This window comes from Algoriphagus chordae (genome assembly GCF_003254055.1).
Classification (GTDB): domain Bacteria; phylum Bacteroidota; class Bacteroidia; order Cytophagales; family Cyclobacteriaceae; genus Algoriphagus; species Algoriphagus chordae.
Genome location: NZ_QKZT01000001.1, coordinates 32965 through 50027, shown reverse-complemented (window position 1 = coordinate 50027; position 17063 = coordinate 32965). Strand labels below are relative to the sequence as shown.

Below are 17063 nucleotides of genomic sequence, written 5' to 3'. Positions count from 1 at the left end.
CCCTATTTACCCATTCTAAACCCTTTACCAGTGCAAGTAGTTTATACTGGAGCCGATTGGCACCAATACTGGCTTGAATCTCTTAAAAGTGACAAATCCATTGGTTTAGTACCTACGATGGGAGCGCTTCACGAGGGGCATCTTGACCTCATAAGAAAAGCTAAGGAAGAATCTGATGTAGTGATCGTTTCTATCTTTGTCAACCCCACACAGTTCAATAAGCAGGAAGATTTTGATAACTATCCTAATACCTTAGTAGAGGATTTAGCTAAGCTTAAAGGTGAACTAGTAGACTTTGTTTTCATTCCTAAAACAGAAACTGTTTACCCTGAAAAACCTAAATTAAGCATCAATTTTGGTGAGTTGGAGAATTGCTTAGAAGGGGAATTTCGTCCTGGACATTTTAATGGAGTAGGAATAGTCGTAGCGAAGCTGTTCCATATTATCAAACCTAATAAAGCTTTCTTTGGACAGAAAGATCTTCAACAAACGGCGATTATTGATCGCTTAGTCAAAGACCTTTCAATGGACGTACAACTGGTAATCGTGCCAACTAGACGGGAAGAAGACGGACTGGCGATGTCTTCTAGAAATCTGCGGCTTTCTGCAGAGGAAAGAAGCCAAGCTCTGATTTTGATTTATAGTTTGTCCAAGGCTAAGCAGGAACTTTTAGCTAATAGCCCATGGTTTGAGGTGCAGAATCAAATCAAACGCGATTTTGAGGAAACACCCTTGGCTAGTTTAGAATACTTCGAACTGATTCATCCTGAAAGCTTTACGAGTTATTCAGATTTTGACCCTACCCAGAAGTCATCCATATGTGTCGCTGCTTATCTAGGAAATATTAGATTAATCGACAACCTGCCAATAATTCCTTAATTTTGCCGCAAAATTAAACCAATGCAAATTCAGGTACTGAAATCTAAGATTCACCGGGTGAAGATTACCCAGGCGGAATTGCACTATGTAGGCTCTATCACCATCGACGAAGACTTGATGGACGCTGCGAATCTTATCGAAAATGAGAAAGTCCAAATTGTCAATGTCAATAATGGCGAGCGACTAGAGACATACGTGATTACAGGTGAAAGAGGCTCAGGAGAGATATGTATGAATGGTCCAGCTGCTAGAAAAGTGCAAGTAGGAGATATTGTCATCATTATTTCATATGCTGGAATGGAATTAGAAGAAGCCAAAAAATTCAAGCCTGTTTTGGTCTTTCCCGATGAGCAAAATAAACTCATCTGATGAGTAATAAATACATGAAGCAATTTATCCAGATCGTAATTTCTTTAGGAATTGCAGTCTGGATTTTTTGGTTTTTGTATAAGGACATTGCGCTAGAGTCACTGATTGAGCAAATCAAATCAAGTAATTGGGCTTGGATTATTTTATCACTGTCGATCTCTATGCTCGGATATCTACTGAGAAGTTGGCGTTGGACTCTGCTGATCCAAACAGATGAGGGAAAGCAGGTATCTGTGCCACGGGCCTATCATGCAGTAATGGTTGGCAACCTAGTCAATATGTTGCTTCCACGAGCTGGAGAGCTGGCGCGATGCGGAGTACTTACCCGTACCAATGGGATCTCATTAGGCTATCTATTTGGGACAGTGATCGTAGAGCGTAGTGTGGATTTATTGTTTCTAGTCTTTACGATTACGCTAGCTTTTTTTATAGAAAGGGACTTATTCCTAAATCTCGCTAGCCAATTAGTCGATCTACAATCCTTGGGACAAGCTGTACTATCAAACCTTCCCCTGGTAATTGGAGCATTAGCAGTTTTTGTACTGTTGATTTGGTACATATTTAGAAGGTTTCGTGATCATGGGTTAATTAATAAAGCCCAGCATTTTTTCAGAGAAATCATATCAGGGCTAAAACGAATTGGCACCTTATCCAATCCTGCAGGTTTCTGGATCAGCTCAGCTATGCTTTGGCTTATCTATTTTTTGACGATGTACACCATTGCCTTTGGGATACCCAGCACTGCCAATTTGTCTTCAGGCGAGGTGCTCTTAGTCATGGTAATGGGTAGTATTGGCATGATAGCTCCTGTGCAGGGAGGTATTGGGACCTTCCATGCACTCGTGGCCTTCATTTTGATACAATTGGGTATCTCGGAGGTAGATGGGAAAATTTTCGCAGCAATTATCCATGGGACTCAGGTAATACTTGTATTAGTCGCTGGTCTTGTAAGCTGGCTAATTATGATGAAATTACCCTCTTGGACAAAACCCGAGGAAGCTTAACACGTATTCAACCCTGCAAACAACATAACTTATGATACTCCTTATTTTAATCGTAGTCGTATTTGGACTTGCTGGATTTCTAGTGAGCCGAAAGCTCAAGAGTAAATTCAAGCAATACTCTCAGGTAGCGCTAAAAGCTAACCTTTCGGGAGCGGAAATAGCCAAGCTTATGCTTGCTGACAATAACATCACAGACGTACAAGTGCTTTCGGTGGAAGGACAATTGACAGACCATTACAATCCTGCCAACAAAACAGTCAACCTTAGTCCAGATGTTTTCTATGGTAGAAATGCTGCTGCAGCAGCAGTTGCATCGCATGAGTGTGGTCACGCTGTACAGCATGCCACTTCCTACGCTTGGCTTAATTTAAGATCTACCCTTGTGCCACTTCAAAATAGTGCTGGTAAAATCCTAAACATAGTCTTGATCGCTTCGTTTTTTGGAAGCTTTGCTTTAGGACTTCCTTATGAGTGGGTAGGATATATCGTCGTAGGAGCCTATAGTGTGATGACGCTATTTACCATCGTTACCTTGCCGGTAGAGTTTGATGCCAGTAACCGTGCTCTTGCTTGGATCAAGACTAGAAATATCGTGACACCTGACGAATATGCCATGTCCAAAGATTCACTGAAGTGGGCAGCAATGACTTATGTTGTGGCAGCTTTAGCCTCCATGGCAACCTTAGCCTATTACATTTTCATCTTTTTTGGCAATCGGGATTGATACAGATCAAATAAAATATTGGAAGAGGGGCAAGCGTTGTCCCTCTTCTTTTTTTGCCATATATTCCTAGCAGATAGCTAAACCCAAAGAGAATATTATGCATTTTGAACTTACAGAGGAGCATTTGGCAGTACAAGAAGCGGCGAGAGATTTTGCAAAAAACGAGCTACTTCCAGGTGTAATCCAACGAGATATTGAGTCAAGATTTCCCGCTGAGGAAATCAAAAAAATGGGAGAACTAGGCTTCATGGGAATGATGATAGACCCCAAATACGATGGAGGTGGAATGGACTCCGTTTCCTACGTCATCGCCATGGAAGAATTGTCAAAAATCGACGCCTCTGCTTCGGTAGCCATGTCGGTAAACAACTCTCTGGTATGTTGGGGAATGGAAAAATACGCTTCAGAAGCCCAAAAAGAGAAATACCTTAAACCACTTGCATCTGGAAAGAAACTCGGTGCATTTGCCTTGTCGGAGCCAGAAGCTGGTTCGGATGCCACTTCGCAAAAAACCGAAGCCTATCTTGAAGGTGATCATTATGTCCTAAACGGCACCAAAAATTGGATTACCAACGGTTCGAAAGCAGATTCTTACCTAGTATTCGCCCAAACTGACAACAGTAAGGGTCATAAAGGAATATCAGTTTTTATCGTGGAAAAAGGTTTGGAGGGATTCACTCCTGGTCACAAAGAAGATAAGCTAGGAATCAGAGCATCTGACACCACTTCGCTGATGTTTACGGATGTGAAAGTACCCGTTGAGAATAGGATAGGCGAGGAGGGATTCGGTTTCAAATATGCCATGGAAACCTTGAATGGAGGAAGAATAGGGATTGCTGCTCAGGCACTCGGTATAGCCGCTGGAGCCTATGAACTCGCCCTAGCTTATTCCAAAGAACGAAAGACTTTTGGCAAAGCCATCTCTCAGCATCAAGCAATCCAATTCAAGTTGGCTGATATGGCAACTTCTATTGAGGCAGCGAGACTATTGGTGTACAAAGCCGCTTGGCTCAAGGATCAGGGAGTAGATTATTCACATGCATCTGCTATGGCAAAACTATATGCTTCTCAAGTCGCAATGGATGTGAGTATCGAGGCAGTACAGATTCATGGTGGCTACGGCTATGTTAGAGAATATCATGTAGAGCGACTGATGCGGGACGCAAAGATTACCCAGATATATGAAGGAACATCCGAAATTCAGAAAATAGTCATATCCAGAGGAATTCTCAGGTCCTAACTATTTCATACACAAGAGGGGTATTGTTAATTAAAACAGTACCCTTTTTTATTTTTAAGACCTTCTATAGAAAATCTATGAATATTTGCTAGAAAAATTATACTTTTGTTATTCTGTTTTTTTAATAATTATTCATGGAATATTACAACAAGGTAATCGAATCGGTCAATGTAAGGTTTATTCGAGGGAATAACTTTCGAGTAGAAAAACCAATCTCGGTGAATGACTATGCTGAATCAGATAATACTCTGATTCTTCTGCACCACGGTACGCTTAAATTTGGTGAAGATCAAGAAATACTTAACGAAGGTGAGGTACTTTTTTTGCCAGCTGAGCAGAAGACAAAATTGACCATTGGGGGTAGCACTAAGAAGGCGGAAATATCAAAAGAAAAATTTCAGGAGAACAAAAAGAAGTATCTACAGAGTATTTCTTTCAGAGATATCATGAGTACGGAGGATGATTGCATCTCTATTCTTGGTTTTGAATCCAAGGTGTTTGATGTGGTCAACTTTTTTAATTCCTTAGATATCCCTCCTTTTATTATCCGATTCAATGATCGTCTCGCTACGATTATTGAGGATCTGATGAAGGAAGTAGAAGTAAGTAATGTGGGTAAAGAAAGAGCATTAAAATCCCATACGGAATTATTAGTCATCGAACTTCTTCGACATATTCTGAAAAATAGATTGTTTTTAGAAGAACTCTCTACCAATGCGACCTACTTCAAGGATCCTCGCTTGATAGATTTGTTCAATTTTATCAAAACAAACCTGGGAGGCGATTTGTCCAATAAGATTCTGGCTAAAGTTGCCAATGTATCAGAAGACTATGTGGGGCAGTATTTCAAAATGCTAACCGGAATAAATCCTCAAGATTATATTGAGTACCAACGAATGGAAGCTGCGGTAGAATTATTGCGCACGACCAAAAAATCAATTCGGGATATTGGAAAAGAAGTGGGATACAAGGACACGGCTTATTTCTGCCGTAGATTCAAGATGATGTATGGAGTTCCTGCAGGTAAAATGAGGAGAAGAGAGTCCTTAATTAACGTTTAAAGACAGATTCAACAAGCGTTTATATGCTAAGACCTCAGCCAAAAAGCTGGGGTTTTTTTCGATAGCATTGCCGATTACTAGCAGGTCTGCACCCTGTTCGTAGGCAGTTTTTACTTTTTCTAATGAATCTAATCCTCCCCCTACAATAATAGGCTGATTTGTCGCAGATCTTACGGATTCTATCACTTTTCCCGAAACAGGAGAGTTGGCGCCACTCCCTGCATCTAAGTAAAAAAACTTCATCCCTAAATAGAGTCCTGCAAGCGCTGTCGCCTTGGCTAGACTAGGTTTGGAATTGGGTAAGGGTAGTGTTTGACTCACGTATTGCACGCTGGTGATTTCACCTTCGTTTACAAGCATGTAGGCTGTGGGTAGAGCTTCCAGTTTCATTTTCTTGACTAGTGGCGCTGCGAGCACTTGCTGGCCTATTAGATATTCTGGATTTCTTCCCGAAATCAATGAAAGGAATAGAATGGCATCGGCTTCTTCAGCCAGTTGCATTTGGGATCCTGGAAAAATAACAACAGGAATTTCTCCTGCGATTTTCTTGAGGGAAATGACAACTTCTCGGAAATTATCCCTGCTCAGTTGGCTTCCACCTACAAAAATTAAATCTAAGGCTGAAGCTTTGACCCAGGCATATTCTTTCTCAAAAGAACTTGCATTTTTAAACTTGTCAGGATCTACCAGCCAAGCTAAACCCTTGCTACCAGTGGTGTGAAACTCTTTTAATAACTTACTTACCTGCTTCTTCGACTTCGGCATCTTCTGGCTGAGAGGCAAATAGGTTAGGAAGAAATTTCTCCTTGGCAAAAGCAAGTCCTAAAATAAGTAAGCGCTGGCTGATGCTAGGCCAGAATGTGGACTTAGAGTCTTCAGTAAGCTTTTTCTCAATATCCTTGGTGAGTAATCCTTCTCTTTCAAGCACAGCAAGTGCTTCATCGGTTTTGCGATCCTTGCGATTTCTGCGCGTTTTGACGATAGCTAGGGCTATCAATCCTCCCGCTAAAACTACTCCGCCGATTTTTAACCAGTCTTCTGATTCAGCCTTAAATAATTCTAGCTGCCGCGCTAAAGACTGTTCTAGTTCTTCTTCTTTTTTCTCTAAGTCCTTACTCATTATCACGACGTTTTTTAAAAATTCTAGATCTAAATATAAAATTTTTCAAGCCCTTTTGCATTTTTTCTTCAGTAGGATCATGGTCCCTTAGCAGGAAAAGAACTAGAAGTACAAATAGATAAAGTACGCCAACGATCAGGAATCCCATGTGAGGTGATTCGAAATATTGGCTGAGAAAAAAAGCTAAAGAAAGGCTAAGGAATAAAAGCACCAATAAAAGGCTGCCGCCCATCATGATTAAGAAAATCATCCTTGTCAACACACCAGCAAACTGATCTTGTATATCCAGTTTGACCATGTCTATTTTGGTCTCCACTATTCCTCTGACAGTCTGTATTATTTCTCCGATTTTTAGCATAATTAAAAACTTGTGAGACGTTATCTTTAAAATATGTCACAATATACTTCAATTGGGAGGAGCAAAAAAATTACGCAATTGCATCAAATTCTTGCTCTTCGTAGAATTTATATCTCAAAACTAGTTCCAACGCAAAAGCAATGGCTTCATTTATGGTAAATTGCTGACAAAGTGACTGATCTATTTCGTCTAAACGGGAGTAAAAGGCAGTTGCAAGCGGAATATCCATATCAATATTTATTCTTTCGCTTGTTTTTAAAAACTCAGCAGACTTCTCATCCTTCAATACTTTGCAGATTATGAGGTCTTTTTTACCATATTTGGTTCTTCGCGCAGAGCTGGCAAACAATCTGCAGATCATTCCTCTTTTGGAGTGGTTTCCACAAAAACCCTTTTTCCCATCGATAGATTGTGGTCTATACATGACACAGCTATCCTGATCCTCTTTGCTTTCCAAATCCACTAAGGTGGACTCGGCCAGGCCTTTGTCATAGAGGTCAAAGGCCAATGGGAGAAATTCTAAGGGAGAAGCTGGAACTTTTGGATTTGCGCAGCAAAAGCCACATCCAGATACACAGCTTAATCCACTTTCAGCTACAAATTGCTTGGTATCTGACTCAAGCTCACCGAACAGGTCCAGGGCAGCTTGAGATTTTTCAGCGAGATTCATCTCTTTATATGCATATTGGTGCGCAAAAGTACGCCAAGTTGAGCCGATTGATTCTCTTAACTGACTATTTTTTTGTATTGAAAATCAGTGAGTTAACTTGACGGCAGGCGAATAGTAGAGAATATACTGTTCATTTAAGCATAGAGATCGTTTTCTTTAATAAAAATAAGGATATGAGCAATCAAGAAATTAAAAATGCAGAAGACAAAATCCGCCTTGCCTTCAAGGAGAGAGATTGGAGTGAAATAAAAAGCGCAGATTCTTGGGTGATTTTTAAAGTGATGTCCGAGTTTGTGGAGGGGTTTGAAAAGCTTTCCAAAATAGGTCCTTGCGTTTCAATTTTTGGATCCGCTAGGACTCCTAGAGATCATCAGCATTATAAAATGGCAGAGGATATCGCCGCCAAACTGGTACGCCACGGCTATGGTGTAATCACTGGTGGTGGCCCTGGTATCATGGAAGCTGGTAATAAAGGGGCGCATTCTGAAGGTGGAAAATCCGTCGGCTTGAATATAGAGTTGCCTTTTGAACAGTTTGATAATATTTACATTGATCGGGACAAGTTGATGACCTTTGATTACTTTTTTGTGCGAAAAGTGATGTTCATTAAATATTCCCAAGGTTTTGTAGTGCTTCCAGGAGGTTTTGGAACAATGGATGAGTTTTTTGAAGCTTTGACACTGATTCAGACCAATAAAATCGGCAAGTTTCCTATTGTGTTGGTGGGTAAGGATTACTGGACAGGATTAGTTGATTGGATCAAAAAAACGCTGCTTAGCCATCATTATATTAATGAAGAAGATTTGGAGCTTTTCTCTGTGGTGGAAGATGCTACGGAAGCGGTGCATGTGATTGACGAATTTTATAACAAGTATTTGCTCAGCCCAAATTTCTAGCATTGCAGCTTTGAATGTGAAGGAATAAACGCAAAATTGGATGATGACTAACCTCACAGATATCATGAAAACATGCTCCTTTTATCTTAGTTTTTTTCTTGTTCTAGCGGTTTCAGCTTGTGGTTCCCAAGAAACATCCAAGAGTGAATCAGAAGAAATGGCTGATCCTACTGCTAGCACAGAGCTAGTCGAAAAGCCAGTAGTATTAGTCGATCCAGATCCTAGTGATGATATTCCAGCGGATCAATACCAAAAAGCCTCAGTATCAATAGAAACTGCCGAAATCGTCAGGTCAGCATTGCAGAAGAAGTTCACAGATGATATTGAAAAGGGTTTTTTGGAAGAGAATGATCGCAAATTTGTCCAGTTTGAGTACGACCTGAATGCTGATGGCACAAATGAAATTCTTGTTGGACTTTCAGGTCCGTATTTTTGTGGATCTGGCGGTTGTACCCAATTCATTTTGGATAAAGCAGGAAATGTAATTACCATATTTTCAGTGTCAGGCTATCCAGTGATCATCGATGCCAACAAATCCAATGGTTGGAATGATTTGCTTATTTATAGTGGAGGTAAAAACCGTATTGTGAAGTTTGATGGAACAACTTATCCTTCCAATCCGTCTACCCTACCGGCCCTAGCTGGGACGCCTGATGATAAATTGCCACGAGCTTTGGATTTTATCGATGACAAATATCCTTGGTTCAAATTCTAATCAACAAACCAAAACCTGAGCCTCCAAACTCAGGTTTTTAATTAATAACTCATCCTATTTATTTAATGAATAAGTCACAACTCATTCCGCTATACAGCCTTATAATTCTTTGCCTCGCAATGGCAGCCTATGCCATTTGGAAAACGCAGACGGAAATAACCGCAGAACCCTCAGTAGCCAATGTACAAATGCTACAAACCATGCCTTTATCCTCCAGAGATACGGTTCGCTTGTTTGATATTCCTGCCGAACTGACCTTTGCTGGAGAGAAAGTCCCACTAGAGATAGAAGATGTAAAAGAGAGATTGGAGCGTGAGATCTACGTGAATGCTTATTGGCAGTCCAATATGATCTTGCTAATGAAGCGATCAAGCAAATTCCTACCAGAGATCGAAAGAATGCTTAAAGAAAATGCTATTCCAGATGATTTCAAATACCTCGCAATGGCAGAATCTGCATTGATGAATGTAGCTTCTCCTGCCGGAGCACGAGGATTTTGGCAGATCATGGAGTCTACAGGTAAAGAATATGGACTAGAAATTTCCAAAGATGTGGACGAGCGCTATCATCTGGAAAAAGCTACTCTTGCAGCCTCAAAATATCTCAATAAGGCACATGCTAAATTTGGAGATTGGACTGCTGTGGCGGCAAGTTATAATATGGGACAGTCAGGATTTGCGCGGAGACAAAATGATCAATTGGCCAAAAACTACTACGACTTGTACCTGAATGATGAAACGAGCAGGTATCTGTTTAGAATTCTAGCCTTCAAAGTGATTTTCGAGAATCCTGGAGCATTCGGTTTTCACCTTCGCGACTCAGATTTTTATAGTAATCCTACTTTCAAAAAAGTCACTGTTAGCAGTGATATCAAGAATCTAGCCTCTTGGGCTAAAGAGCATGGAAGTACTTACAAAGAACTGAAGCTATACAATCCATGGCTTCGGGATAAAGATTTGAATATAAAGCGCGGTAAAAGTTATGAAATCCAGTTGCCGGAATGATAGCAATAAGTGGAGGAATCATATGAGTCAAATTAGCTAGGCTAGACAAAACCATAATTGGATATAAGCTACTTACACTGACCACAAACAGGATAGGTTTAGTAAAAAGGCAACATTGATAAACAGAACGGAGATGTCATTTCAGGCTAGCACTGGATGCCTAACAGCCTCAAAATCTGCTTTGTGACAACTTTGGCTTTGTGTATTGGCTTTCAAGTCTTAACTTTCTCTGAATTGATGATGTTATGGAAACTACGCCTAATGACAATTTTGCTATTTACCACCGACTAATTATCTCTGCCTCCGTTGGGGAGGTTTTCGAGGCTATTTCGGAGCCGAAGCACCTGATCAATTGGTGGCCACTTAGCTGCACAGGCAAGCCAGAACTTAATGCACAGTACAATTTTTATTTCGGAGAGTCATATAACTGGTTTGGCCGAGTGAGTAAGATTGATTCAAATACAACTTTTCATGTAAAGATGACCAAGGCAGATCCAGATTGGGATCCGACTACCTTTGGTTTTGATTTGGAGACGTCTGGGACCAATGTTACTGTCAATTTTAGTCATTCTGGATGGCCAGCATGTAATGAGCACTTTAAGGTTGCTTCATATTGCTGGGCAATTTTGCTTCATAGTTTAAAGAATTACCTGGAGAAGGGCATCATTATTCCATTTGAAGAAAGAGAATAAGCACAGGTGGAGGATCTATCATTCGATCTATGAACCAATCTGACGTTCTTGAGTTATACTCTTTGAAGTTTACTTCTGTGTACAGCTGAAAATACGTACCTTCGCCGTTTAAAATTGCCCGCCGATTATATGAGTCAAGTCACTCCTGCAAAGGAAGAATACATAGAGATTTTTGGAGCCCGAGAGCATAATCTTCAAAACTTAGACCTTAAAATTCCACGTAATAAGCTGGTGGTAATCACCGGACTTAGTGGTAGCGGTAAGAGCTCACTAGCATTTGACACCATCTATGCCGAAGGGCAGCGAAGATATATGGAGTCTTTTTCAGCCTACGCCAGATCTTTTCTCGGAGGTATGGAGCGCCCTGATGTGGATAAAATCAATGGGCTTTCTCCTGTTATTGCAATCGAGCAAAAGACTACTTCCAAAAACCCACGATCTACTGTAGGTACCGTTACTGAGATTTACGATTTCATGCGCTTGCTATATGCGAGAGCTGGAGATGCCTATTCTTATTTGACAGGGTCAAAAATGGTTCGTCAAACTGAAGATCAGATCATCGATTTGCTGTTTACCAATTTCTTAGATCAAAAACTTTATGTCTTAGCTCCAGTAGTCAAAGGGCGAAAGGGGCATTACAGAGAGCTTTTTGAGCAAATCCGAAAAATGGGTTTCTCAAAAGTCCGAGTAGATGGAGTGGTGATGGAGATGGTTCCCAAAATGCAGGTGGATCGTTATAAAATCCATGATATTGAGATCGTAATAGACCGAATCGTAGCAGAAGAATCTGACCGTTTTCGCATTACACAGTCTCTCAAATCAGCTTTGCAGCATGGCAAAGGAGTTATTATGATTCGTGATGAGGCAGGTGAAATTCATCATTTCTCCAAGTATCTGATGGATCCGGAGACTGGTCTTTCCTACGAAGAACCAGCACCAAATACCTTTTCATTCAATAGCCCATATGGTGCTTGTCCTACTTGTAAAGGCCTCGGTATTACAGAGGAAATTACCCGTGAAAGCATTATCCCAGATCCCAAACTCAGTATCACCAGAGGAGGCATCGCGCCGCTTGGAGAATACCGAGATATCTGGATTTTCAAGAAAATAGAAGCCATTCTCAAGCACTATAAGTGCAGCATGAGTACGCCGATCAAAGATCTTCCTGATCATGTCGTAGAAATCCTGCTGAATGGAGACAAAATAGAAGTAGCAGTAGATTCTGTAAAACACCCTGGAACCAAATGGCATACTACTTTTGAAGGGATTATAAACTTTTTGAAAAAATATCAGGAGGGAAGCTCAGACAAAATCCAAGATTGGGTGAGTGAGTTTACCATTACCAAAACCTGTCCAGATTGCCATGGATATAGACTGAAGCAAGAGGCTCTTCATATCAAAATAGATGATACTCACATTGGTCAATTGGCTGTGATGGACATTCGCTCACTGGGAGAATGGTTTGTAGGATTGGAAGATAGACTTTCCGAAAAGCAAAATGTGATAGCAACAGAAGTCCTGAAAGAAATTCGGAAAAGAATCGGTTTTCTACTCGATATAGGATTGGACTATTTATCTCTCAATAGACCGCTAAGGACACTTTCTGGGGGAGAAGCACAGAGAATCCGACTCGCTACTCAGATTGGAACCCAGCTGGTAGGAGTGCTTTATATATTGGATGAACCAAGTATTGGACTTCATCAGCGGGACAACGAAAAACTAATCCAAGCACTTCAAAGCTTGCGTGATTTGGGGAATTCGGTATTGGTAGTGGAGCATGACAAAGACATGATGCTGGCCTCGGATTATCTTTTGGATATGGGGCCTGGTGCTGGACGTCATGGCGGGCATATTGTAGCCAGCGGCACACCAGCGCATATTCTACAGACTGATGGGCTCACGGCAAAATACCTAGCTGCCAAAGTGGGTCTTCCTGTTCCTACAGAGCGTAGAGAAGGGAAAGGCAAATCCCTAGTAATTAAAGGGGCAACTGGTAACAACCTCAAGAATATTGATCTAAATCTTCCGCTAGGTACCTTAATTTGTATCACGGGTGTTTCGGGATCTGGGAAAAGCACTTTGATTCACGAGACTCTTTACCCTATTCTAAATCAGCATATTTATAATTCCAAGAAAAACCCAATGCCCTACGCATCTGTGGAAGGCTTGGAGCACTTGGACAAGGTCATAGAAGTAGATCAATCGCCGATTGGAAGAACTCCGAGATCAAACCCAGCGACTTACACGGGCGTTTTCTCCGATATACGGACTTTGTTTACAGAACTTCCTGAAGCCAAAATCAGAGGCTATAAGCCAGGGCGTTTTTCCTTCAATGTAAAGGGAGGAAGATGCGAAGATTGTGAAGGTGCAGGAATGAAGTTGATCGAGATGGATTTTCTCCCAGATGTCCATGTGCCTTGTGAAACTTGCAAAGGAAAACGTTACAATCGAGAGACTTTAGAGATCCGATACAAGGGAAAATCGATATCTGATGTGCTCGATATGACCGTAGAGCAAGCCGTAGAATTTTTCGATAAGCTTCCAAAAATCCTCAGAAAAATTAAGACCCTCAATGATGTTGGTTTGGGCTATATTACCCTTGGTCAGCACGCCACTACACTTTCTGGAGGAGAAGCACAACGCGTCAAATTGGCAACCGAACTTTCCAAAAAAGACACGGGCAAGACTTTCTATATCCTTGATGAGCCTACCACTGGATTGCATTTCCAAGACATAGAATTATTGATGCTCGTGGTGAATGGGCTAGTGTCCAAAGGCAATACGGTCTTGATTATCGAGCATAACATGGACGTGATCAAAATGGCTGATTATATCGTAGATCTGGGGCCAGAAGGAGGAAATAAAGGAGGAACAATTGTAGTGGAGGGGACTCCCGAAAAAATCGCCTCCAATGCAAAGAGCTATACTGGAAAATTCCTTAAGATGGAATTAAATAGCTAAGAAGGCTAATAATCAATCGAATCCCCCTTTTATCAAATTAAGAAAGAGGAGACAATCGGGTTATTTATCTTTGAGCGGTTATGAATAGAACAAGGCTGTATTGGTTGTTACAAATATTCGGATGGGGAGGCTTTGCCCTAGTGAGTATTTTCTTGGCTTCGCTTTCCAAAGGAGTTACTTCTGTCCAAATTTGGGCTTTTATAGTCTTAGCTGCGACTAACCTTATTTCTACTCATTTTTTACGATATATAGTCAAAACCTACAACTGGTTTAAGCTCAGCATTTCGCAGCTTTTATTTCAATCGCTGCTGGCTATTATCGCGCTTTCGTTCGTCAATATTGTAGCCCAGATATTAATCAATATTGCCTTCGGTACGCTGAATCCATCAGAGGATTTCAAAATATTACTTATTCTGGCCAATCTTCTTCAGGCGGTTTTATTGTATGCGCTTTGGTTTCTGATGTACTTCCTAGTCCATTTTCTTGACAACTATAATTCTACTCTGAAATACGAGGCGAAGATCAATGAAATCAGACTTAATCATCTAAAAAGTCAGCTCAATCCACATTTCATTTTCAACGCACTCAATAGCGTAAGAGCGCTGGTAGATGAAGACCCAATTAAAGCTAAAACTGCAATCACTAGAATCTCGAATATGCTTCGGTTTTCCTTGATGATGGACAAAAAGCAAACCATTGAATTCGGTGAGGAATTGAATACGGTAAAAGACTACTTGGAGCTTGAGTCTATTCGTTTTGAAGAAAGACTGAAAGTAGTGTACCATATTGAAGATGAGTCATATACCTATAAAATTCCTCCCATGATGCTTCAGACGATCGTCGAAAACGGCATTAAACATGGGGTGTCAAATCTGGTGAAAGGCGGTACGATTGAAATCAAGTGTAGGGAAGGATTGCACGATGATTTGTATATTCAAGTCAAGAATAGTGGGCAGCTTACCCGGCAGCCTAGCCTGAATTCTGATAGTGAACAAGGGCACGGATTAAGTAATACGGTACAAAGACTTAAGTTAATTTATGGAGCTAAAGCTAGCTTCCGTATCTTCAACTCAGGAAATCAATTCGTTATCACTGAAATAAAGATTCCGAAACAAAAAGTTACATTTGAATAACCAACTCAACAAAAATGAGAGCCATTGTAATTGACGATGAAAGATTAGCAAGAAAAGAGCTGATCAACTTATTAAATCAACTAGAAAGTGTAGAAGTTGTAGGTGAAGCAGTAAACGTGGACGATGCCAAGGAAAAAATCGATCAGTTGAACCCTGATGTTATTTTTCTAGACATTCAGATGCCAGAGAAAACAGGCTTTGAACTTCTGGAAGAGCTTGATAACGTTCCGCATGTGATATTTACCACTGCTTACGATGAATACGCTTTGAAAGCATTTCAGGTTAATGCCTTGGACTACTTATTGAAACCCATCGAGCCTAAGCGTCTCGAGGAAGCCATTACCAAACTTCAGGGAAAAATAGACGGCTTTACCAAAGGTGAAGATGTTCCTTACAGCCATAGCCAAAAGAAGTTAACGCTTGAAGACCAAGTTTTCGTGAAAGACGGAGATAGATGTTGGTTTGTGAGACTATCTAATGTTCGTTTGTTTGAATCTGACGGCAACTATATTAAAGTGTACTTTGACAACTTTAAGCCAATGATACACAAATCACTCAATGCTTTGGATGAGCGATTGGATGAGAAATCTTTCTTTAGGGCAAGTCGCAAGCACATCATCAATCTCGGTTGGGTAGAAGGAATAGAGCCATGGTTCAATGGTGGTCTAGTAGTGACGCTCAAAGGAGGAGATAGAATTGAGGTCAGTAGAAGACAAGCGGCGAGATTCAAAGAAATGATGAGTCTCTAAAAATTTCGCATGCAATTAAAAGCATTTGATTTCCCTGATAAATTTTGTAACTAGTTAAATACTGTAAAAAAACAGTAGTTACTATTAGTTTTCACCTCAAAACGCAACATCTGCCAGCTACGTATGAAAGAAGAGCGGATTTTAATCGTCGAAGACGATATCAGCATCGCAGAAAATATTCAGGAAATATTAGAACTCCTGGGTTATGTCAACACGGACATCGCTAATTCTGCAAATCAATGCATCAAAATCATCAAGAAATTTCGTCCTGATATGATCTTCATGGATATCAAACTCAAGGGTGATAAAGATGGAATTGAACTAGGAGAAATTGTGAAGCAAATGGTGGATGCACCACTGGTCTATGTGACTTCATACTCAGATCCTACCATTATAGAAAGAGCCAAGCGCATAAATCCAGCAGGGTTTATCGTAAAGCCTTTCAATACAAATGATATTCATGCCATAGTGGAGATTGTGCTCTACAATAGGCGTACAAAACCAGTTTCTGAAAAAACTACTGTAAGCTCTACACCCGAGAGCAGCTACTTAGTAACTGACGCTGTGTTCATCAAGTCTGACAATTCCTTTGAGCGGGTATATTACGCTGATATCTACTATGTGGGAGCGAATGGTAATATGGTGACCATTTTCACTAAAAATAGAGAATATAATATCCGGAAGTCAATGAAGGAAATCGAAGAAATACTTCCTTCTCAGTTGTTCTTCAGGGTGCAAAAATCATATATAGTCCACTTGGGACAAATAGAAAGCTTCAATACCAAGGAAATCATGCTTCAATCTGGTGCAACGGTTCAAGTAGGTCGACAGTACTACAACAGTTTCTTAGCCAAACTCAGCACCATTACAGAAAGTTAAGTACAAAAAAAGGCGGGTTACTACCCGCCTATTTAGATTAACCAATCAACCAAATCTACCCTTACGAGTATTCGTTTTGGGATTTTCACCCAGTTAGATTATCTAAGGACCGTATATTCGGTCCTTATTTTTTGGTATTCCAAAGCTTGATCTGCTTCAGAATTTGATGTCATGCCTGTATTGTAAGTTGGTTCAGTATATTCAATAAGGGCAGTATGCTGTGCAAGTTTTGTCTCTACTTTAGCTTTCCAAACAATGGTAAATGCCATTGCCAAGCCCAGTGCAGCACAAATGTTTTTTTGGGAAAATAGTGAAGATATCATGGCAGTAATAAGTTGGTTTAATTTCTATAACTACTATATGCCAAAAAGCGACCCAAAATTTTAAATGCCTAGTAATCAATAGTTTAAGTAAATTATTGCTTATGATGATGTACGATTGTGAACAGCATAAAACCAGAGATGGACAATTTTTTCTAAAATCCTGGGTTACAGAAAAGTGCGGGAATTATTGAAAAATAGGGATAGGCTAATACTAAGCACTGTGCTCCGGTGCATCTTAAATCGTCTGCATTAAACCAAAAATGCCCCAAAATGGAGCATTTTTTAT

The 17063-nt window shown here is 40.4% G+C and carries 19 protein-coding genes; 14 read left to right on the top strand and 5 right to left on the bottom strand.

The window, feature by feature from the left end:
* The first annotated feature begins 30 nt into the window (after positions 1–30).
* From panC to LV85_RS00185, 6 genes are all read left to right on the top strand, one after another.
* Positions 31–879, top strand: a complete 849-nt coding sequence (panC, locus tag LV85_RS00210) for a pantoate--beta-alanine ligase (RefSeq protein ID WP_111316174.1) — start codon at positions 31–33, stop codon at positions 877–879.
* 21 nt (positions 880–900) lie between these two features.
* The gene (panD, locus tag LV85_RS00205; protein WP_111316173.1) at positions 901–1248 is read left to right on the top strand and encodes an aspartate 1-decarboxylase; all 348 of its coding nucleotides are present in this window, start codon (positions 901–903) and stop codon (positions 1246–1248) included.
* Positions 1248–2252 carry a lysylphosphatidylglycerol synthase transmembrane domain-containing protein gene (locus LV85_RS00200; RefSeq protein ID WP_111316172.1) on the top strand — a complete coding sequence of 335 codons (1005 nt, stop codon included), beginning with the start codon at positions 1248–1250 and terminating at the stop codon, positions 2250–2252. Before panD ends, LV85_RS00200 begins: the two co-directional genes overlap by 1 nt.
* 31 nt (positions 2253–2283) lie before the next feature.
* Positions 2284–2976, top strand: a complete 693-nt coding sequence (locus LV85_RS00195; protein ID WP_211318351.1) for a zinc metallopeptidase — start codon at positions 2284–2286, stop codon at positions 2974–2976.
* 97 nt (positions 2977–3073) lie between these two features.
* The gene (locus tag LV85_RS00190) at positions 3074–4216 is read left to right on the top strand and encodes an acyl-CoA dehydrogenase (RefSeq protein WP_111316171.1); all 1143 of its coding nucleotides are present in this window, start codon (positions 3074–3076) and stop codon (positions 4214–4216) included.
* Positions 4217–4350: 134 nt separating this feature from the next.
* Complete coding sequence (locus LV85_RS00185) at positions 4351–5277, top strand: AraC family transcriptional regulator (protein ID WP_111316170.1); 927 nt, start codon at positions 4351–4353, stop codon at positions 5275–5277.
* Here LV85_RS00185 and LV85_RS00180 read toward each other — a convergent pair.
* From LV85_RS00180 to LV85_RS00165, 4 genes are all read right to left on the bottom strand, one after another.
* Entirely contained in the window at positions 5263–6042 is a 780-nt protein-coding gene (locus tag LV85_RS00180; protein WP_111316169.1) for a geranylgeranylglyceryl/heptaprenylglyceryl phosphate synthase, read from the bottom strand. The two genes, LV85_RS00185 and LV85_RS00180, sit on opposite strands and share 15 nt — an antisense overlap.
* Entirely contained in the window at positions 6014–6397 is a 384-nt protein-coding gene (locus LV85_RS00175; RefSeq protein ID WP_111316168.1) for a hypothetical protein, read from the bottom strand. Before LV85_RS00175 ends, LV85_RS00180 begins: the two co-directional genes overlap by 29 nt.
* On the bottom strand, positions 6390–6755 hold the full coding sequence (locus tag LV85_RS00170) for a phage holin family protein (protein ID WP_111316167.1): 366 nt from the start codon (positions 6753–6755) through the stop codon (positions 6390–6392). Before LV85_RS00170 ends, LV85_RS00175 begins: the two co-directional genes overlap by 8 nt.
* A gap of 70 nt (positions 6756–6825) precedes the next feature.
* A complete protein-coding gene (locus LV85_RS00165) occupies positions 6826–7425 on the bottom strand; it encodes a YkgJ family cysteine cluster protein (RefSeq protein WP_111316166.1) in 600 nt (199 codons plus the stop codon).
* A gap of 173 nt (positions 7426–7598) precedes the next feature.
* On the opposite strand from LV85_RS00165, the gene LV85_RS00160 reads away from it, so the two are divergent.
* The 8 genes from LV85_RS00160 (at position 7599) to LV85_RS00125 (ending at position 16454) form a co-directional block, all read left to right on the top strand.
* On the top strand, positions 7599–8321 hold the full coding sequence (locus LV85_RS00160) for an LOG family protein (protein ID WP_111316165.1): 723 nt from the start codon (positions 7599–7601) through the stop codon (positions 8319–8321).
* Positions 8322–8361: 40 nt separating this feature from the next.
* On the top strand, positions 8362–9036 hold the full coding sequence (locus tag LV85_RS00155) for a hypothetical protein (protein WP_111316164.1): 675 nt from the start codon (positions 8362–8364) through the stop codon (positions 9034–9036).
* A 65-nt stretch (positions 9037–9101) separates the two neighbouring features.
* The gene (locus LV85_RS00150; RefSeq protein ID WP_111316163.1) at positions 9102–10040 is read left to right on the top strand and encodes a lytic transglycosylase domain-containing protein; all 939 of its coding nucleotides are present in this window, start codon (positions 9102–9104) and stop codon (positions 10038–10040) included.
* 245 nt (positions 10041–10285) lie between these two features.
* The gene (locus LV85_RS00145; protein WP_111316162.1) at positions 10286–10732 is read left to right on the top strand and encodes an SRPBCC family protein; all 447 of its coding nucleotides are present in this window, start codon (positions 10286–10288) and stop codon (positions 10730–10732) included.
* Between the two features lie 129 nt (positions 10733–10861).
* The gene (uvrA, locus tag LV85_RS00140; protein WP_111316161.1) at positions 10862–13693 is read left to right on the top strand and encodes an excinuclease ABC subunit UvrA; all 2832 of its coding nucleotides are present in this window, start codon (positions 10862–10864) and stop codon (positions 13691–13693) included.
* 80 nt (positions 13694–13773) lie between these two features.
* Positions 13774–14826 (top strand): sensor histidine kinase, encoded by a 1053-nt coding sequence (locus LV85_RS00135; RefSeq protein WP_111316160.1) that lies wholly within the window; start codon positions 13774–13776, stop codon positions 14824–14826.
* 14 nt (positions 14827–14840) lie between these two features.
* The gene (locus LV85_RS00130) at positions 14841–15575 is read left to right on the top strand and encodes a LytR/AlgR family response regulator transcription factor (protein WP_111316159.1); all 735 of its coding nucleotides are present in this window, start codon (positions 14841–14843) and stop codon (positions 15573–15575) included.
* A gap of 123 nt (positions 15576–15698) precedes the next feature.
* Positions 15699–16454, top strand: a complete 756-nt coding sequence (locus LV85_RS00125) for a LytR/AlgR family response regulator transcription factor (RefSeq protein WP_111316158.1) — start codon at positions 15699–15701, stop codon at positions 16452–16454.
* 98 nt (positions 16455–16552) lie between these two features.
* On the opposite strand, the gene LV85_RS00120 is transcribed toward LV85_RS00125, so the two are convergent.
* Entirely contained in the window at positions 16553–16777 is a 225-nt protein-coding gene (locus tag LV85_RS00120; protein ID WP_111316157.1) for a hypothetical protein, read from the bottom strand.
* Positions 16778–17063 lie beyond the last annotated feature (286 nt).